Source organism: Moorena sp. (assembly GCF_982860115.1).
The window spans coordinates 1-17,948 of the sequence record NZ_CEYLVT010000152.1 but is presented as its reverse complement, the minus strand read 5'-3'; the positions used below and the strand labels follow the sequence as shown (position 1 = coordinate 17,948).

The following is a 17,948-nucleotide window of genomic DNA, read 5'->3' as shown; positions in this document are numbered from 1 at the left end:
GCCTATTGCCTATTGCCTATTGCCTATTGCCTATTGCCTATTGCCTACTCCCTACTCCCTACTCCCTACTCCCTACTCCCTACTCCCTATTGCCTTATTTAGCAGAAATAGAAAATTACTACTATAAAGACTTGATAAACTTAACCGAATACTAGTGACATTAACCAAAACTCATGGCATCAATAAATAAGGTATTTTTCCAGACCCAGGAAAGAGCATAGATGGCAAGGCTCTTTCCTTTTTCTAGGGGATATTCTGTGAGATTTTTGTTTCGAGCTATCGCTTCATCTTGAGTAATATTTTTCTTTCAAAAAGATAAACGATACTAACCCAATAAATAATCAAAAATATTTTTGCAATAAATATTTTTGATTTAGATAAGAGCATCATTAAATCTATAGTATGGCATCTTACATTTGGCCATGAATCTGGAAAATAAATCCGGATATCTGGACGTTAGTAGGTATTTATTTATTGGTAGATCATTAGATAAGCATTCAGCGTCGTGCTATCTACTCTATGCTATCAGCTATTAATGATGAGTTCAAGAGCAATTTTATGACCTGCATGTCAGGCCAGGGTCACCCGTAAAGTAAAAATAAACCGATGGACTTACTCTCTTGATATAAAAAGCTATCAGCTATCAACGGTCAGCTGAGGGCTGTTCGCGTAGCGTGGCCATAGGCCAAGGCCTTTAGCTGATAGCTTAGGATAATTGTTAACGTTAAGTGCCCACAGCCTTAGCAACTGAGGAGTTTTTTTAAAGACGAAATATTATGCCAAGATTTGAATTTGAAGACCCCCGCTTTACTCTAACTGATTTTATAGTTGTTAATAATATCTTTGCAGATAATACAGTCATCAATTTACCTGATGGTGTGGACACTGGTAGTGCTACTACAACCTTTGATTTGCCCAGTGGTACTTACCAGGTTGTCCTGAACGCTGCTGATGAGCCAGACGGGAATAGCACAGTTGAGGTTGTCATTGGTGATCAGACGTTTTCATTCACTCTCGATAATCCCAATCCTGGTGCTAATGATATCTTCCCTAATGCTGAGAGTTTCAAGGATATAACCGTTGCTGAGAGCATATTTATTCCTGAAGGGACTCAAATTACCATTAATGGGGTAAAGGACAATCAAGAATTTGTTCGACTTGATTATATTGACTTTAACCTGATTAATGAATCTCCTGTTGCAGTAGATGACACTGTCAGTACTGGTGGCAATCCCAACGTTACCATTGATGTCCTAGCTAATGACAGTGATACTGAGGGTGATGCCGTTCTAACCATTGACCAACAAGGCGGTAATGGCACAGCAGTAGTCAATCAAGATGGCACCATTACCTATACTGCTAATGATGGTTTCACTGGGCTTGATACCTTCACCTACCAGCTCGATGATGGCACCAATCCTCCGGTCACAGCTACGGTTGAGGTTAATGTTGATGTTCCTAATGAAGCTCCTGTAGCGGTAGATGACACAGCTACCACTGCGTTAAACACTGCAGTTAATATCGATGTCCTAGCTAATGACAGTGATACTGAAGGTGATGCCCTAACTGTAACCCTTGACCAGCAGGGCGCTAATGGTACTGCAGAAGTCAATCAAGATGGCACCATTACCTATACTCCTGTTGATGGTTTTCTTGGGACTGATACCTTTACCTATCAGATCGATGATGGCACCAATGCTCCGGTCACAGCTACCGTTAACGTTGATGTTACTGCTCCTAATGAATCTCCTGTAGCGGTAGACGATACTGCTACCACTGTAGAAAACACTGCAGTTGATATCAATGTCCTAGCTAATGACTCTGATCCTGATGGTGATGCCCTGACTGTGGCCATTGACCAGCAAGGCGCTAATGGCACTGCAGTAGTCAATCAAGATGGCACCATTACCTATACTCCTGTTGATGGTTTCACAGGGACTGATACTTTTACCTATCAGATCGATGATGGCACCAATCCTGCAGTCACAGCTACCGTTGATGTTGATGTTACTGCTCCTGGTCCTGGTATAATAGCCACAGACGACACAGCTACCACTGCGCCAAACACTGCAGTTAATATCAATGTCCTAGCTAATGACATTGATCCTGAGGGAGATCCTCTGACTGTAACCCTTGACCAGCAGGGGGCTAATGGTACCGCAGTAGTCAATCAAGATGGCACCATTACCTATACGCCAAATGCGGACTTCACTGGACCTGATAGCTTCACCTACCAGATTACTGATGGCACTAATCCTCCGGTCACAGCTACCGTTGATGTTGATGTCACTACTGTTAATGAATCTCCAGTAGCGGCAGACGATACTGCTACCACTGAGCAAAACACTGCAGTTGATATCAATGTCCTAGCTAATGACGTTGATCCTGAGGGAGATCCCCTGACTGTAACCCTTGATCAGCAGGGCGCTAATGGTACCGCAGTAGTCAATCAAGATGGCACCATTACCTATACTCCTGTTGATGGTTTCACTGGGGCTGATACCTTCACCTACCAGATTAGTGATGGCACCAATCCTGCGGTCACAGCTACCGTTAACGTTGATGTTACTGCTCCTAATGAATCTCCTATAGCGGTAGACGATACTGCTACCACTGTAGGAAACACTGCAGTTGATATTAATGTTCTAGCTAATGACTCTGATCCTGAGGGTGATGCCCTAAATGTGGCCATCAACCGGCAGGGCGGTAATGGTACAGCAGTAGTCAATCAAGATGGCACCATTACCTATACTCCTGTTGATGGTTTCACTGGGGCTGATAACTTCATCTACCAAATCGATGATGGCACCAATCCTGCGGTCACAGGTATCGTTAACGTTGATGTTACTGTTCCTAATCAAGCTCCTGTAGCGCTAGACGACACTGCTACTACTGTAGGAAACACTGCAGTTGATATCAATGTCCTAACTAATGACTCTGATCTTGAAGGTGATGCCCTGGCTGTAACCATTAACGAGCAAGGACTTAATGGCACAGTAACCGTTAATGAAGATAGCACCATTACCTATACTCCTAATAATGGTTTCATTGGGTTTGATCGCTTTACGTATCAGATCGATGATGGCACTAATCCTGCGGTCACAGCTACCGTTAACGTTGATGTCACTGCTCCTAATCAAGCTCCAGTAGCCGTAGACGATACTGCTACCACTGAGCAAAATACTGCGGTTAATATCAATGTTCTAGGTAATGACTCTGATCCTGAGAATGATGCCTTAACCTTTACCATTGCCACCAATCCAAATAACGGTACGGCAGTAGTCAATGATAATGGTACCCTGGGTGATGGGACAGATGACTTTATTATCTATACGCCAAATGCCGACTTCACTGGCACTGATAGCTTGACTTACCAGGTAAGCGATGGCAATGGCGGTACTAGCACAGCCACTGCTAACATCACCATTGAACAGACTACGCCTATAACGCCTACGACGCCTCTAACTGTGAATGCCAATAATATCTTCACGGTTAACGGCAACAGCGCTGGAGAAGCCCCACTCCAATTCACTCTTACAAGTCGCGAACTTGGTGAGGTCAGTGAAATTGGAGCATTTGTTGCTGATGATGCCCTAGGTACAGTTGATGGCATTGCCCCTGGTCAGAGTGGTTATGCAGAAGCTGCTCTGTTCCGAGCTGAGACAATTTTCTCTGTTCTCCCTGACAGTTTAGGTAGTGCTCAACCCACCCGCATCATCGACAGTTTTAACCCCAACGATAACCTGGTATTCTACGTGATCCAAGGTGGCTCTGTGGATGGGGTGCTAGCGGGACAGGATTCTACCTCTAACGTATTCTTCGGTGGTGCTTCATTTAATAGCGATGGTCAGAACCATCTACAGGTTACTGACAATGGCAATGGTCAGTTAACCGTGCGCTTTGAAGATGGCAATGATTTCGACTTCAATGATGCCACTGTGGTTGTCTCAGACGGTACAGGTTCCACTGCGCCACTGGGAGGAGGCCCTAACGACATTCAAGGGATTCTGGAACTGATCGATTTGACCGACGTGACTGGTACAGTAACTGGTAGTCTTGTGGTCAACAGTGAAGCTGAATTCAATAATACCGTTGGCTGGTATGTGGTTGATAATTTCAGTGGCACAGTTAACGGTTTAAATCCTGGCGATGCTGGTTATGCAGAAGCTGCACTCTCAAATCAGGTAAACTTAAGTGTTGGAGTATCCGGTGGGGTAATACTGGCTCCATTCCTGATTTCCGATGGCACAGTAGCGGAGTTTCTAGCTAATAATCCTTCTAATGCAGCTCCAGATGATGCCGATTCTGGCCTGAATGCCTACTTTGCTTACGTGGGGGCTAACCCAGATCAAGTTGACCACATTCGCCTGCTAGGAGATAACACCTTTGGTTTCGAGGATCTGTTCGGTGGTGGTGACGAAGACTTCAACGATGTGGTTGCTCAGGTTAACTTAACTGTTGCCTAAGTGTTGCCTAAGTGTTCAGCCGTCAGCTATCAGCATATGCGCTACGCGCACGCTGCTTGAGGTGCTTTTGAATAAAAAAGGTAAGCATTGGTTTAATCTGAGTTAAGTCTGCTCACCGCTGACGGCTGACCGCTGACCGCTGTTCGCGTAGCGTGGGCGTAGCGCATATGCTGACCTCAAGCAAATATATCCTACAAGCCTCAGTATCAACTGAGGTTTTTTTTGTTTCATCCAATATTTCCACTGGTAACATTAAAAAGGGAATAGTACTATAGAAATGCCATCGTATCTATATGAACTCCTATCGTCGATTTAACCTAACCTTGGCAGCAGTTACCTTGCCCAGTTTATTCGGTTTTGGCTTATTGAACGCTGCTGTTGACCCTTACGGAGTCATAAATAGCCCAGAGTTACCCGGTGTAAATCAGTTGAAGCCTGAACAATTTAACCATGTCAGACTATTCAAGGCTATAGATGTTATTCGTAATGAACCCAAAATCGTTTTGTTAGGGTCATCACGAACTGACCTGGGACTTAACCCAAAGCACCCAGGGCTTAAACCAGGAAACTCCAGATACAATTTGGCACTAGTGGGTCCAAATATGTATGAAGTTAAACGTTATTTTGACCATGCTCTAACTAATCAACCGGATTTAAAAACCGTTGTGATTGGTCTTGACTTTTTCATGTTCAATGACTTGAAAACTAATGCTCCAGATTTTAAAGAAAGTCTTCTTAATCAAGAAACTATTCCCCTGCAAGAAGTAATTAATTCGACCCTATCCCTAAACGCGCTGAATGCTAGCAAATCAACCCTAAGTTCTAGTATCAAGTCAAAGGCTTACTTTCTCTATGATGCCAATGGTATGCGTTTTATTTATAACAATAAGCCCAAGAAACCTTTACCAGTCGGTTTTCAGGACATGCTAAAGGGGTTAATGGCAAGTGAGGGCTATTATAAAGAGTATCGACTTTCTGATAGTTTTTTGGAGGATTTTCAAGACATTGTTGAGACCTGTAAGGAACAAGGGATAGAGCTAAAAGTATTTATCTCACCATCCCATGCTACTCAATGGGAAAGTCTTAGGGTTAGTGGACTGTGGCCAGTGTTTGAAAAATGGAAACACCGGTTAGTGGAGATTACACCAGTGTGGGATTTTTCTGGCTATAACAGCATTACCACAGAAGCGATTGGAGAAGGGATGAAAAACTATTGGGATAGCTCTCATTATCGCGAGGAAGTCGGTGATTTAATCCTAAATCGCCTATTCAGTTATCAATCTCAGACTGTTCCAGAGGATTTTGGTGTTCTAATTACACGAGAAAATGTTGAATCCCACCTCGGTAAAATTAGGAATGAGCGGGAGTCATGGGCAAAGACTAATCCTGATCTAGTACAGTTAGTGGAAGATTTGAACCCAAAATCTGAGATAGCAAGTAAGTAAGTTTCCTACACTTAGTGTGGTTTGGTAAGCATTCTGCTATCAGTATTCAGATATCAGCTATCAGCTTAAGCGCTACGCGCACGCTACGCGAACAGCTATCAGATATCAGCTATCAGCTATCAGTGATCAGCTTTCATCCAAAGACTGACCGCTGACCACTGACTGCTGACTGCTTACGTCAATTGACCAATTTGTTTCAAATCCACATTGCCACCGCTAATAATCACACCAATCCGAGCATTGGGCATTTTAATAATCCCTTCAAGTAGGGCAGCAGCGGCTAAGGCACCAGTGGGTTCAACTACAATTTTCAGCCGTTCCCAGAGGAAAAACATGGTACGGATAATCGCAGCTTCCGATACAGTTACCATGTCATCAACGTAATGAAGGACTAGGGGAAAGGTAAGTTTGCCGAGGCTGGGAGTTCTGGCTCCGTCAGCAATGGTGTTGGGATTGTCAACAGTTTGGAGGATTTTGCTATGGAAGGAACGGGTGGCATCATCGGCTTGTGCTGGTTCTACACCAATCACACGGCAATTAGGACATAGGGTTTTGATTGCGATCGCACATCCTGAGAGTAAGCCACCACCACCACAACACACCAGTAACAGATCCAGTGAACCAACTTGTTCTAGGAGTTCTTTGGCAGTAGTACCTTGTCCAGCAATGATATGGGGGTGATCGTAGGGAGGAATGATGGTGAGTTTGCGATCGCGTGATAACTCTTCGGCTAATGTTTCTCGTCTCAATTCAGCCCGATCATATAAAATTACTTCAGCACCATAGCCACGGGTAGCGGCTTGCTTGACCCCTGGGGCATCTTTGGGCATCACTACAGTGGTGGGGATATCGAGGAGGGTGCCAGATAATGCGATCGCTTGGCCATGATTACCAGAAGAAAAAGTGAGAACCCCTCGCTGTTTTTGTGCTTCAGATAGTTGTGACAGAGCGTTATAAGCCCCTCGAAACTTAAAGGCACCAATACGTTGGAAGTTTTCGCATTTAAAGAACACTTGAGCGTTGGTGAGCTGGTTGACAGTCCTGGAGGTATGGACTGGGGTTTGATGGGCATTGCCCGATAGGCGTTTGGCAGCAGCTTCTATGTCAGTGTAGGTTACGGGTAATGCTTGCAGTTCCATAGCAGTAGGGAGTCGGGAGTCCGGGAGTCGGGAGTCGGGAGTCGGGGTAAGAAACTTGAATGTACCTGATCAGTATCAGAAACGCGCTTACTTAATTCTTAATTTTTCATTCTAAATTCTTAATTCTACTTGGTGGTGCGTTACGGCGCGGGCTATCCCAACATTGGCGCTCGGTATTTAAAATTAGGGCTCCCCCGCCCCTAACGCACCCTACCCACTAAATTTTTAATTCTTAATTCTTAATTCTTAATTCTTAATTTTTAATTTTTAATTTTTAATTCTGAGATTAATTGACCAATTTTAGACGATGTGGTGAGGGTTGATCATACAGAACAATAAAACCACCAATAACCACCACAGCCAATGCTGAGGGGACTAATGGTACCCAATACCCTTGTTTCAAAAGACCTAAACACGACCCGTAGAGAATCGATAGAGCCAACACCAACACACCCAAACGTAGGGAGGATTTACAGTGCCAACACACCAGACCAACCGTTAGGCACCAACCCCAAATCCACACTACTTCAGCCCATGCGGGCCAATCTTGTATCAGGGGTCGCTGATCTAAAACAGCACTGAGAATCTGACTTACCATGTGAGCATGGATAATTACCCCTGGTGTTTGATTCTCTATTGTATTACCTTTACTATAGGGTGTAAAAAAATAATCCTCACGGCTGGGAGCAGTAACGCCGATCAGAACAATTCTTCCCTTGAAGGCATCACGATTGATCTTACCGTTTAGAACTTCAGAGAGATTGACTTGGTGAACAAAATCCTCTGGAGATTTGTGAAAACGGTAATTCAGCATGATTTGGTGCCCCCAATCATCCAGGTTATGATAACTGCCAGTATGCTTGGTTAAGGGTGTAAAGACTACATCACCTAGCTGTAAGTATTCTTGATCGGTGTAGGTGGGAGAGATTTGCTGTGCCACGAGATACCGCATTGCCAACTGGGTACTCAGAGCATAAGAAGCACTACAATCTGATGTTGGATCAGGGTTAAAGGCCAACAGATGGCGACGAATAACACCGTCTGGGTCAACTACAACATCACTAAATCCCAAGTTTTGTTTCGGAACTTCTGGGGGCGGTGAAACTCCTGGATCGTCTTTATTACTGGCTTTGCACACCGCAACCAAGTTATCGCTTTGCTCTAGGAGCGTTCCCAACTCCTGATAGTCTGGTGCTACAGAAAAATCCCGATGAACATCTAGGCCAATGACTTTGGCTTGAGAAGAATTAAGTATTTCTAACAGTTGTTTGAGTGATCGGTCTGATAAGGAGGTACCTGGTCTTAAATCCGACTGCTGAGCTTCAATATCTTTTTCAGTAACCTCTACCACTATCAGACGGGAATCGGGAAACTCCGCTGGTCTTCTATTGATCAGATGGTCGAAGGCTTTTAACTCCAAACCTTGCAGTAAACTGAGCTGCTGTATAACTACCAAAAAGCATGTAATTACCAAACTGCTCACTAATACCTTGACGAAGGTCAGCTTCCACTTATCCGTTAAGGGTTGAGGTGGAGGTTTTGGAGGTGGAGGTAAAATTGGTAAAGGAACACTTTCCCTCAACTCTTTCCAAGTCGGTGGCTTGGCGGCAGGATTCTGACAAATTATCGGTAACCAAGTTGCACAAGGAAACTCATCTTCTATCCCTTGTAATCGTTCCCTAGCTTCCCGCACTGCTAAATAGAAGGACTGCCCCCCAGCAAAAGCGGTTAAAAAATATTTCAAAAATTCCTGTGAAACCCGGTCGGGTACCGGTTCTCGCATCACAATAATTTGGGGAATCCGTAAATTAGCCAGATTCGAGGCTAAACCCAAGCCATCACAAGAATTAAAAATCGCTATTTTTAAGCCTTTTACAATTGCTCTGTTTAAGCCAAACTTTAACTGATTAATGGTTAAACTATCAGTTTTATTAATATAAATGTGACCCGTTTCCCCATCGTTTTTACTAGAACTATGACCAGCAAAAAAGAGGATATCCCACGATTGCTCCCAAAGGGCTTCATGGACTTGCTGGCGCTTGGGTTCTATGAGAAACGTGAGCTCAGCATCAGGTAATTTCTCTAGCAACTTCTGATCCGCTTCGGTATCAATACCAATACTATTGCCAATAATTGCTAAAATTTTCACCTTCTGGTGGGGCTTGGGATTGGGGGGGACTGGTTCAAACTTTAAGGCACTTAAAGCAATTTCAGCCTTGGAATAGCGTTCCCAAAAATCCCACAGATGCCAGGGCAGTCGCCGTAAACAACTGTTCTCAGTTTGAATAATTAGACGGATTTCATCGGAGGGTAATAGTTGTTCGAGTAATTTCTCCTTAATCGGTCGAAATGGCTCTGAGGATAGCCAAGCATTTAAGCGATCGCCTAAGAGTTGGGCGGCATTGTAGCACCGTTCCAGTTTAGATACATTGGTCACTTGTACCACTGATGCTTCTAGACGGGAACGTAACCCCAAACTGTGATAACTCGTTGTCCAACTTTGGCACGATTGGAGAATTTCAGGAGCAGGAGGTAGCCTGCCAGTTATTTCCAACAAGGGGCTTTTGCCCTCTTCCCAAATCTGTAAAGTGACTGGAAACCCTTGGTCAAAACAACCATCTCCTATCTTTAAGACAACTAATTTACCAATGCTGCGCGTGTTATTGGTCATTGGTCATGGAGCACTTGTTTTATAGATGTGATTTGTCCCCTAATTTTACCTATTGATAGAGGTTTATAGAGGTTTATAGAGGTTTATAGAGGTTTATAAAGGTTTATAAAGGTTTATAGAGGTTTATAGAGGTTTATAGAGGTTTATAGAGGTTTATAGAGGGTGTATCGGTGCCTTAGCATTGAGGACTAACTGATATCAGTTTTGATATCAAACAAGACACCAGATAACCGATCTATTCCCAAAGGATTCTGAGTTATAACGCTTTCAGTGCTGTATCGATGGCTAAATTCGGTAATTCTTAGATTAGCTGTAGGCCATGCTATGGGATCAGATGGCAAAATCCTCAATAATCCTGGCATGGCCAAGGGCAACTTCGACACTAAAGTGCTCTCCTGGTACACCACTGAACTGCAATTGAATGTAATTATCGATTTGTCTGGCTTGGGCTTCGAGAAACACTGTTCCGGATGCATCCAGCACAGTGAGGGTGAGGTTGGGAGGCAAATAGGTTTTATGGCCGGTGGGATATACCTTAAGGCAAATATTTTGCTTAAGTTCAGATTCTGGCACAAGTTCCACCACCAAAGCGACCGGGGAACCAGCCAGCAATAGCCCTAAGTCGATTAACTTAGCTCGCCTAATGCCCACATCAAGATTTTCCTCTAGGGATAACGCCTCAGTGGAGTCTAGACCAGCAGAGCGGAAAGCGAAAATTGGTTCGGGTGGGTTTAACAAGTTTTCCAAGCTTTCGAGAGTTTGCCAACCAGTTTCAACCACATTGTCTAACCATTGACTCAAGTTTACCCTTGTTCTCTGGACTACCTGTGACATGGGTTGTGGTATGGGTTGAGGGAAGTGATCGATTAAATCGTCAACAGGTCGTAGTTGACTAATAGGTAACTCTTCGGTATCAGCAGTTGGAGTAAATCCCAACACTGTTCCCTCCAAGGATTGTTCATCAATCTGAACAACTACATACCCAATTCGATCAGACCAAACTTCCGGGGGAATATGGCAGACGGAATCTTGGGATTTGATTGCTCGGCATTCGATACGACCGATACCGGATATTTCCAAGTCTGCCACATTAGCTAACAGGCGTATGATAGGGTTCCAGCTGTCTGAGGCTTTTAAATCTGTAGGCATCCCCATCATTTGCATGTAATCATTGACAACCAACACAGCCAAGGTGTTGAGTCGAACTTGCTCAGCTTTTTGAGGGGTAGGCTGCTGCTTAGCAAATTGCTCAGCACTCCTGCGTGCATTGTGAGTAATGGGCAGAGGAAGGGCAAATTCTTCTAGGTTATGGGTGTTGTAGGTCATAGCAATTGTGTTTTTGTACTCAGGTGAACACCTTGACTGAACTAGGTTAAGGTTAAGGTAAGTCTTTTTAAGGAACCTCCTATTATAGATATCCCTCCGATTCTCCAAATTTACGCAAACGGGGCAAACATTGTCGCTGATAAAAGCTACTTAATGTAGAAATTGATACATTAAACTCTTCTGATAGGGTTTTCCAGCTAGTTTCTGGAGGCAAGCGTCGCAAAATTAAGACTTGGCAGGTGAGCTCTGGATGACCTTTAATATGGGTAGTGCGTAAATCACTATCAACAGCCGCCGTTTCCACCCATTCCCTTATATCTTCGAGTAACGTAGGCACGTCGGGTGGAGCTGCCACACTATTGATCGGGTCAAGGTTTTCACCATTTTTACCCTTGCTAGGAGATACTCTGTTAGTTTCTCGGTCTAGGTTCTTTATACGAAAGTCTTGGAGTCGTTTCTTCAAGTAGAAATTGAGCCAAGTGATCACACTGCCACGGCTAGAGTCGTAAGGATTACCGGTTTTACCTTCGCAAATATTCTGGCAAAAGTAAATCCAGGTTTGTTGGAGTGCGTCTTGATAGTAGGGACTATGTTCTTGCCAAAGTTTCTTATTGACTAAACGAATAATTTTTGTTAAGTTTCTTTGACGGTGAGCGCTTCCAGGTGGATGACTACATGCTGCGGTCACTAGCTGGTTGAGCTGCTCATAGAGTTGAGTCATAATGCGATCGCTCCGCCTTTGCTGATATTGTCTTTTCCCGAAAATATTATGTTCACATAAGTATGTATATCTTAGGTCGGGTCAGCCTCAGGTCTGTAATGTGAACTACTCCAGGATACTCGGAGTTTTGGTTAAGACTAAGCCAGGATTGAGCTATTGACAGTTTAGGTATGATGTGTTAAAAAACCAGGGACTAGAAACTAGGCTTAACTATCTAACATCTAACATCTAAGATTTACAACTTATTGTTTAATAACCAAAATCTAGCAGTTATTAACTAAAGAAACACTACAATTAAAATTAAATTTCAACACCTAACACCTAATACCTAACACCTAAGGGAGGTAGTGATGTTTCCCAATTCCCAAAAATTTCTGATCAAATTTTCGGGAATCTCTGGAAGACACCTTGTAGTAAGTAAGTAACGTAGCTTTACTAGAGCTTGTCAAACATCTTGGACAGTTTTTGACATATGCCTCTAGGATTTCCTCCCAGTTGATGTACAGTGGCGGTTGTGGCAATTGTTGCAGCCGCTTTTTTTTTGGAGGGTAATGGGTAATGGGAATTAGGGATTGGGGATTGGGGATTGGGGTAACCCAACCACAGTAGGTTCTGGCAGTGCGCCTTGCATCTTGCCTAACCAATCAATCAGGCTCTCTAGCTGTTTGTTGGTCTTGACCAGACCTAAACCACGAACCGTAACTTTACCAGGAGAATAGACAAAACGCGGACGCAAATGTTGGGGGAGGTTCTCTTGGAGTAACTTCCAGGCTGGTTCCTCCATGGGGGTTTCTAGAACAATGTGTTGTTTACCCTCTGGTCGAATTCGGGCAAATCCCAAAGACTTTCCTAACTGTTTTAGTTCCATCACCCGCAGTAATTGCTCTGCCACTGAGGGAATTGGACCATAGCGATCGCTCCAAGCTGCTGCGATCTGTGCTAACTCTTTCTGGGACCCTGCTGCAGCTACTGCTCGATAAGCACTAATTTTTTGGTCTAAATCTGGAATATAGTCAGCGGGAATAAAGGCTGTGATCTGAAGGTCAATCTGGGTATCATCTACTTGGGGAATTTCTTGCCCTTGAATTTCCCTAATCGCTTCTTGCAGCATTTCCATGTAGAGGTCAAAGCCAATGGCTTCCATCTGACCGGATTGTTCTACACCTAGGAGATTCCCCACCCCTCGAATTTCCATATCCCTGGTGGCTAACAGATACCCTGACCCGAGTTGAGTGAACTCCTGAATTGCTCGTAAGCGTTTTTTGGCTGCTTCTGAGAGTACCTTCTGGTTGGGATAAAGTAACCAAGCGTGGGCTTGAATCCCCGCCCGACCTACTCGTCCTCGCAATTGGTAGAGTTGGGCAAGACCAAATTTGTGAGCATCTTCGATCACAATGGTGTTGACTCTAGGAATATCTAGCCCAGATTCAATAATCGTAGTACACACTAGGATATCTGCTTCACCGTTGCTAAAGGTGAGCATAATTGACTCTAATTCCGCTGGGTCGAGCTGACCGTGAGCAATGGCGATTCTGGCCTCAAGGATCATTTCCCTGAGTTCCCCAGCAACTTCTTCAATCCCTTCAACCCGAGGTACGACATAGAATACCTGACCACCTCGGTCAAGTTCCATACGAATGGCGGTGCGGACAGCTTCTGGTTTATAGGGAGATAAGTGGGTTTTAATGGGACGCCGTAAGGGGGGTGGTGTAGTAATTAAACTCATTTCTCGTACCCCCGATAAGGACATATAGAGGGTACGGGGAATGGGAGTAGCGCTGAGGGTCAATACATCTACCTGAGTTTTGAAAGATTTAATTTTTTCCTTCTGGTTGACACCAAACCGCTGTTCTTCATCTATCACCAGCAGCCCTAACTCTCGAAACGTTACACTCTTGCCCAGCAACTGATGAGTGCCTACCACCACATCTAACTCCCCAGTTTTAAGGCGTTGGAGAATATCACGCTTTTCCTGGGGGGTACGAAAGCGGTTGAGTAGACCGACATTGATCGGGTAGGGAGAAAACCGTTCTTTGATGGTATGATAATGCTGCTGAGTCAGGATAGTGGTTGGGGCAAGGAAAGCTACTTGCTTGTTAGAAGTGACAGCTTTAAAAATAGCCCGAATTGCCACTTCTGTTTTACCAAACCCCACATCCCCACAAACTAAGCGATCCATAGGGCGATCGCTCTCTAAATCCCGTTTCACATCCTGTATCGCCTTGAGTTGGTCAGGAGTAGGTTGGTAGGGGAAAGAATCTTCTAATTCCTGCTGCCAAGGGGAATCCGGTGGAAAGCAATAACCAGACTGCTGTGCTCGCTGGGCATAGAGCTTCAGCAAATCCACCGCTACTTTCTTAATACTTTTACGGACACGATTTTTGGTTTTCTCCCAGGTTTTACCGGACATCTTGTGGAGTTGAGGCAAACCCGTACCTGTATGTCGAAACCGAGATAGTACCCCCAACTGATCCGCTGCCACCCGCAGCAAACCATCAGCGTACTTGATCACCAAATACTCGCGAGTTTCATTATTTAAGCTTAATTTTTCCAGCTTGAGGAACTGACCGATCCCATGATTCTTGTGAACCACATAATCCCCTGGACGTAGCTTATTGGGGTCAACCTGTTGGGAGGCAGCACGGCGGCGCTTACGGATATAACTCGGAGTTGCCAAGGTATGCTGCCCAAAGAACTCCCGGTCAGTCACAACCACGATGCGGTAAGTAGGGAGGATAAATCCCTCTAGTTCTGCTAAGCCCGAATACTTGACCGCTACCGCTGTCCTCTGGATATTTAATTTTTCAATAGCTGGGTAATCCCGAGGGTTGGGGACAAACTGGGCAGGACAATCATGTTCTTGGAGCAGGGCAACAGAACGACTAGGTTGGGCAGAAACCAGCCAAATAGAGAAACGGCGATCGCTTTGCTCTCGCAGTACTTCCGCTAGTTTGGCAAACTGGTGGGGTGTTACTGGTACAGAGCGGCTAGCCAGATTAACAGCATTTTGGCTAGTTTCTTCCACCAATTCTGATAAATACAGGATTGGAGTCGTAGTAGGAGTTGAAGGTTGTTCGGGAACAACCTCGTACTGGTTAACCTTCAACTCTAGAGCATGATCAAAATAACGATGGAGACAGGGCAGGGAATGATTGAGTTCCTCTAATTGTTCTTCAGCATGTTCCACCCAGCGATCGCAATGGGCAGCACACTGTTCTGGTTCATCAATGACAATTAAAGTATTTTCTGGCAGGTAATCCAGTAGAGAGGCTGGCTGGTCAAAGGCAATACCCAAGAAACGGCGGCTACCCTCTAAAGACTGACCTTCCTCGAAAGATTCTTGCTCCTGAGGTGAGAGATAAGATTGGATTAGTTCTGCCTTTGAGTTTCTCAGAACTTGGCTAATAATGTGACCAAAATCCGTGGGGGTCAGCACGATGCCGTCAATTTTATCCAGGGAACGCTGGGTTGCCGGGTCAAACTCCCGCAACTGCTCTAACTCATCCCCGAACCATTCCAGGCGCACTGGCAATTCTAAGGCTACCGGGAAAACATCTACAATATCACCGCGCCGACTCCACTGACCTTCTGTTTCCACTAGGGAAACCCGTTCATAACCCAGCTGTGCCAACTTTTCATCAAGGTTCTTCCCATCCCAAGTCATGCCCTGGTTAAGGGTAAGGCAGTAGGGCTTAAAGGCATCGACAGGGGGCAAGTGAGGTTGGAGTGCTGCTTGAGTGGCAACAATAGCCATCCCATTACTTGAAGGTTCAACCTTCAACCTTTCGACCAAATCTGCCAATACTTGCATTTGTCCCCAGGTCATTTCCGACTCTGGGTCAAAGGGTTCATAGGGGGATGCTTCTGAGGTGGGGTATAAGTGGACTGTATTCCAACCCATGGCTTCCAGTTGGGTTGCCCAGCGACTTGCTTCTTCTAGGGTGCTACAGACTACGAATAGGAGGCGTTGGTCTGCCTTGGCCAGGGCTGATGCTACTAATCCCTTTGGCAAACGGGGAATACCATTCAGAGATAGAGACTGTTGGCGATTTAGTTTCGTGAGTAGTTCACTAGTGAGAGGGGAGTGCTCTAGTGTCCGAATGATCGAGGAAAGTGCCATTAGTTCAGTGGGTACTTGACAATCGGGCTTCCAGGATAGCTGTTTCTCTCATTTTACTAGGAATAGCACTGTCTGGGGAAAATTGACTGTTGTTGAATAAGTTAACTTATATCACCACTGGCCTTACCAGTAGATACAGGAGTCTTTCTAAGTTTGTCGGTCTACATTAATTGATCTTGAATAAGCCAAAATCCTTTTTAGGTAAAGGATTCGGCTATAACAGTTTCAGGGGTGACGACTTGATTGTTGACTAATCTTTAGAAGATTTAATCTTCCTAGGTTAGATTGAACAGATATTACCGATCAAAATTTCAATTAATTTCTAGCCAAGATAACAAAGAACTATCGATAAGAAATACATTACTGACTCAAGCAGCAATAATGGATAATACTGACTTGAATAACTTTAATAATAAAACTCCTCAGGTTCTCGTGGTTGATGATGAGAAGATCCTACGCTTGGTGCTACGTCGTAGCTTGACAAAGGAAGGATATAAAGTCATTGAAGCTAGCAACGGTGAGCAATGTTTGAATATCTGTGACCAGAAATTGCCAGACATTGTGCTTTTAGATGCCAGAATGCCCATAATTGATGGCTTTACCTGCTGTGCTCAATTGAAGGATAACTTTGCTTCCCAATGTCCTCCTATACTAATGATTACAGGGCTCCATGATGAGGAATCTGTAGAACGAGCGTTTGAAGCCGGTGCCACAGATTATATAACTAAGCCAATTAACTGGGCAGTTTTGCGACGAAGAGTACGTCGTTTAATTGAATCAAGTTGGACAATGGAACAGTTAAAAATCGCCAATAAAGAGTTGGCACGCCTGGCTACTATCGATGGCTTAACCCAAGTTGCCAACCGGCGAGCCTTCGACGAATATTTTAACCACGAATGGTCTCGACTGGCACGGGAAGAAAAACCATTATCTTTAGTTTTGTGTGACATTGATTTTTTTAAGCTTTACAATGACACTTATGGACACCAATCAGGAGATGAGTGTCTTAAACAAGTTGCTCAAATCCTTGGTCAAGCAGCACAGCGTCCAGCGGATCTGGTGGCTCGCTATGGGGGTGAGGAATTTGTGGTAATGTTGCCGAGTACTGATATACAAGGCGCTATTCAGGTAGCAGAGACAATTGAGACTAAACTCTATAAACAGGCGATCCCTCATTCTGGTTCTCTGGTGAGTGACATTGTTACCGTCAGCCTGGGGAGTGCCAGTACGATTCCCTCAGGAAAATCATCTCCAGATAATTTATTTTCTGAGGCTGATAAAGCGCTTTATCAGGCAAAACTTGCTGGAAGAAATCGCCTAGTTCATGTTAGTTACTAATTAAAACGTCAGTATTAATTAGACTTAAAATAGTCTTGACGCCAACTAGCATCTTTTCTACGGTCAGTAGGCAATTCTAAAACTCTAATGCCTTGGGTAGGAAGTGGGTTTAAACGTTGCTTAAACTCCTGCCATGACTGAATCAGCTGGTGCTCTACTCCATAACTCAGACACAAGTGTGAAAAATCGACATCTTGGGGTGTAGCAAAGAATTCTTCAAAGGGTGGGTCAAATTTGGCAATGGGCAACATCTCGAAAATGCCACCACCATTGTTATTAATTAAGATAATGGTTAAATGACCAACAAACTTATTTTTAATCAGGAAACCATTAGTGTCATGCAAAAATGCTAAGTCACCCGTTAGCATCACACTGCTTTGATTACGATGAGCAATACCTAAAGCTGTTGATAAGGTACCATCAATCCCGTTAGCGCCCCGATTAAACCAAGGTTGAATCCTGGTGTTACCAGGTTTCCAAAAGAACTCCACATCTCTGACTGGCATGCTGTTAGCAATAAATAGAGGTGTTTCCGATGGTAGGCATTGGGACAGTAACCAAGCCGCTTTGCCTTCAAACAACTGACTCATGGTAGTCATTGTGTTGTCAACCTTTGCCCTGACCTTCGCTTCAGCCTCACACCACTTTTGCAGGTAAGGTTGGGTTGCAGGTTGCAGGTTATCAGGTTGCAGGTTATCTGGTTGCAGGTTATCAGGTTGCAG

9 protein-coding genes are annotated in these 17,948 nt (G+C 44.4%); 3 read left to right on the top strand and 6 right to left on the bottom strand.

Translation table 11 applies throughout. From position 1 onward, the window contains the following. The first annotated feature begins 776 nt into the window (after positions 1–776). The gene (locus tag AC4II3_RS22340) at positions 777–4,466 is read left to right on the top strand and encodes an Ig-like domain-containing protein (protein ID WP_488012403.1); all 3,690 of its coding nucleotides are present in this window, start codon (positions 777–779) and stop codon (positions 4,464–4,466) included. A gap of 293 nt (positions 4,467–4,759) precedes the next feature. Then, the gene (locus AC4II3_RS22335) at positions 4,760–5,911 is read left to right on the top strand and encodes a hypothetical protein (RefSeq protein WP_488012401.1); all 1,152 of its coding nucleotides are present in this window, start codon (positions 4,760–4,762) and stop codon (positions 5,909–5,911) included. Between the two features lie 173 nt (positions 5,912–6,084). Here the strand turns inward: AC4II3_RS22335 and AC4II3_RS22330 are convergent, their stop codons facing one another. The 5 genes from AC4II3_RS22330 to mfd form a co-directional block, all read right to left on the bottom strand. Beyond that, complete coding sequence (locus AC4II3_RS22330; RefSeq protein WP_488012399.1) at positions 6,085–7,050, bottom strand: threo-3-hydroxy-L-aspartate ammonia-lyase; 966 nt, start codon at positions 7,048–7,050, stop codon at positions 6,085–6,087. A 286-nt stretch (positions 7,051–7,336) separates the two neighbouring features. Next, positions 7,337–9,721 carry a CHASE2 domain-containing protein gene (locus tag AC4II3_RS22325; protein WP_488012397.1) on the bottom strand — a complete coding sequence of 795 codons (2,385 nt, stop codon included), beginning with the start codon at positions 9,719–9,721 and terminating at the stop codon, positions 7,337–7,339. A gap of 330 nt (positions 9,722–10,051) precedes the next feature. Further along, entirely contained in the window at positions 10,052–11,047 is a 996-nt protein-coding gene (locus tag AC4II3_RS22320) for a DUF1822 family protein (protein ID WP_488012395.1), read from the bottom strand. 82 nt (positions 11,048–11,129) lie between these two features. Next, positions 11,130–11,768, bottom strand: coding sequence for a sigma-70 family RNA polymerase sigma factor (locus tag AC4II3_RS22315; protein WP_488012393.1), 639 nt, complete (start codon positions 11,766–11,768; stop codon positions 11,130–11,132). Positions 11,769–12,333: 565 nt separating this feature from the next. Next, positions 12,334–15,888 (bottom strand): transcription-repair coupling factor, encoded by a 3,555-nt coding sequence (mfd, locus tag AC4II3_RS22310; protein ID WP_488029280.1) that lies wholly within the window; start codon positions 15,886–15,888, stop codon positions 12,334–12,336. A gap of 381 nt (positions 15,889–16,269) precedes the next feature. Here mfd and AC4II3_RS22305 point away from each other — a divergent pair, with 381 nt between their 5' ends. Beyond that, positions 16,270–17,226: a diguanylate cyclase gene (locus AC4II3_RS22305; protein WP_488015898.1), complete on the top strand. Its 957-nt coding sequence runs from the start codon at positions 16,270–16,272 to the stop codon at positions 17,224–17,226. A 14-nt stretch (positions 17,227–17,240) separates the two neighbouring features. Here AC4II3_RS22305 and AC4II3_RS22300 read toward each other — a convergent pair. Then, positions 17,241–17,948, bottom strand: a 708-nt coding sequence (locus tag AC4II3_RS22300; RefSeq protein WP_490722887.1) for a thiamine pyrophosphate-dependent enzyme, incomplete at its 5' end; no start/stop codon positions are given.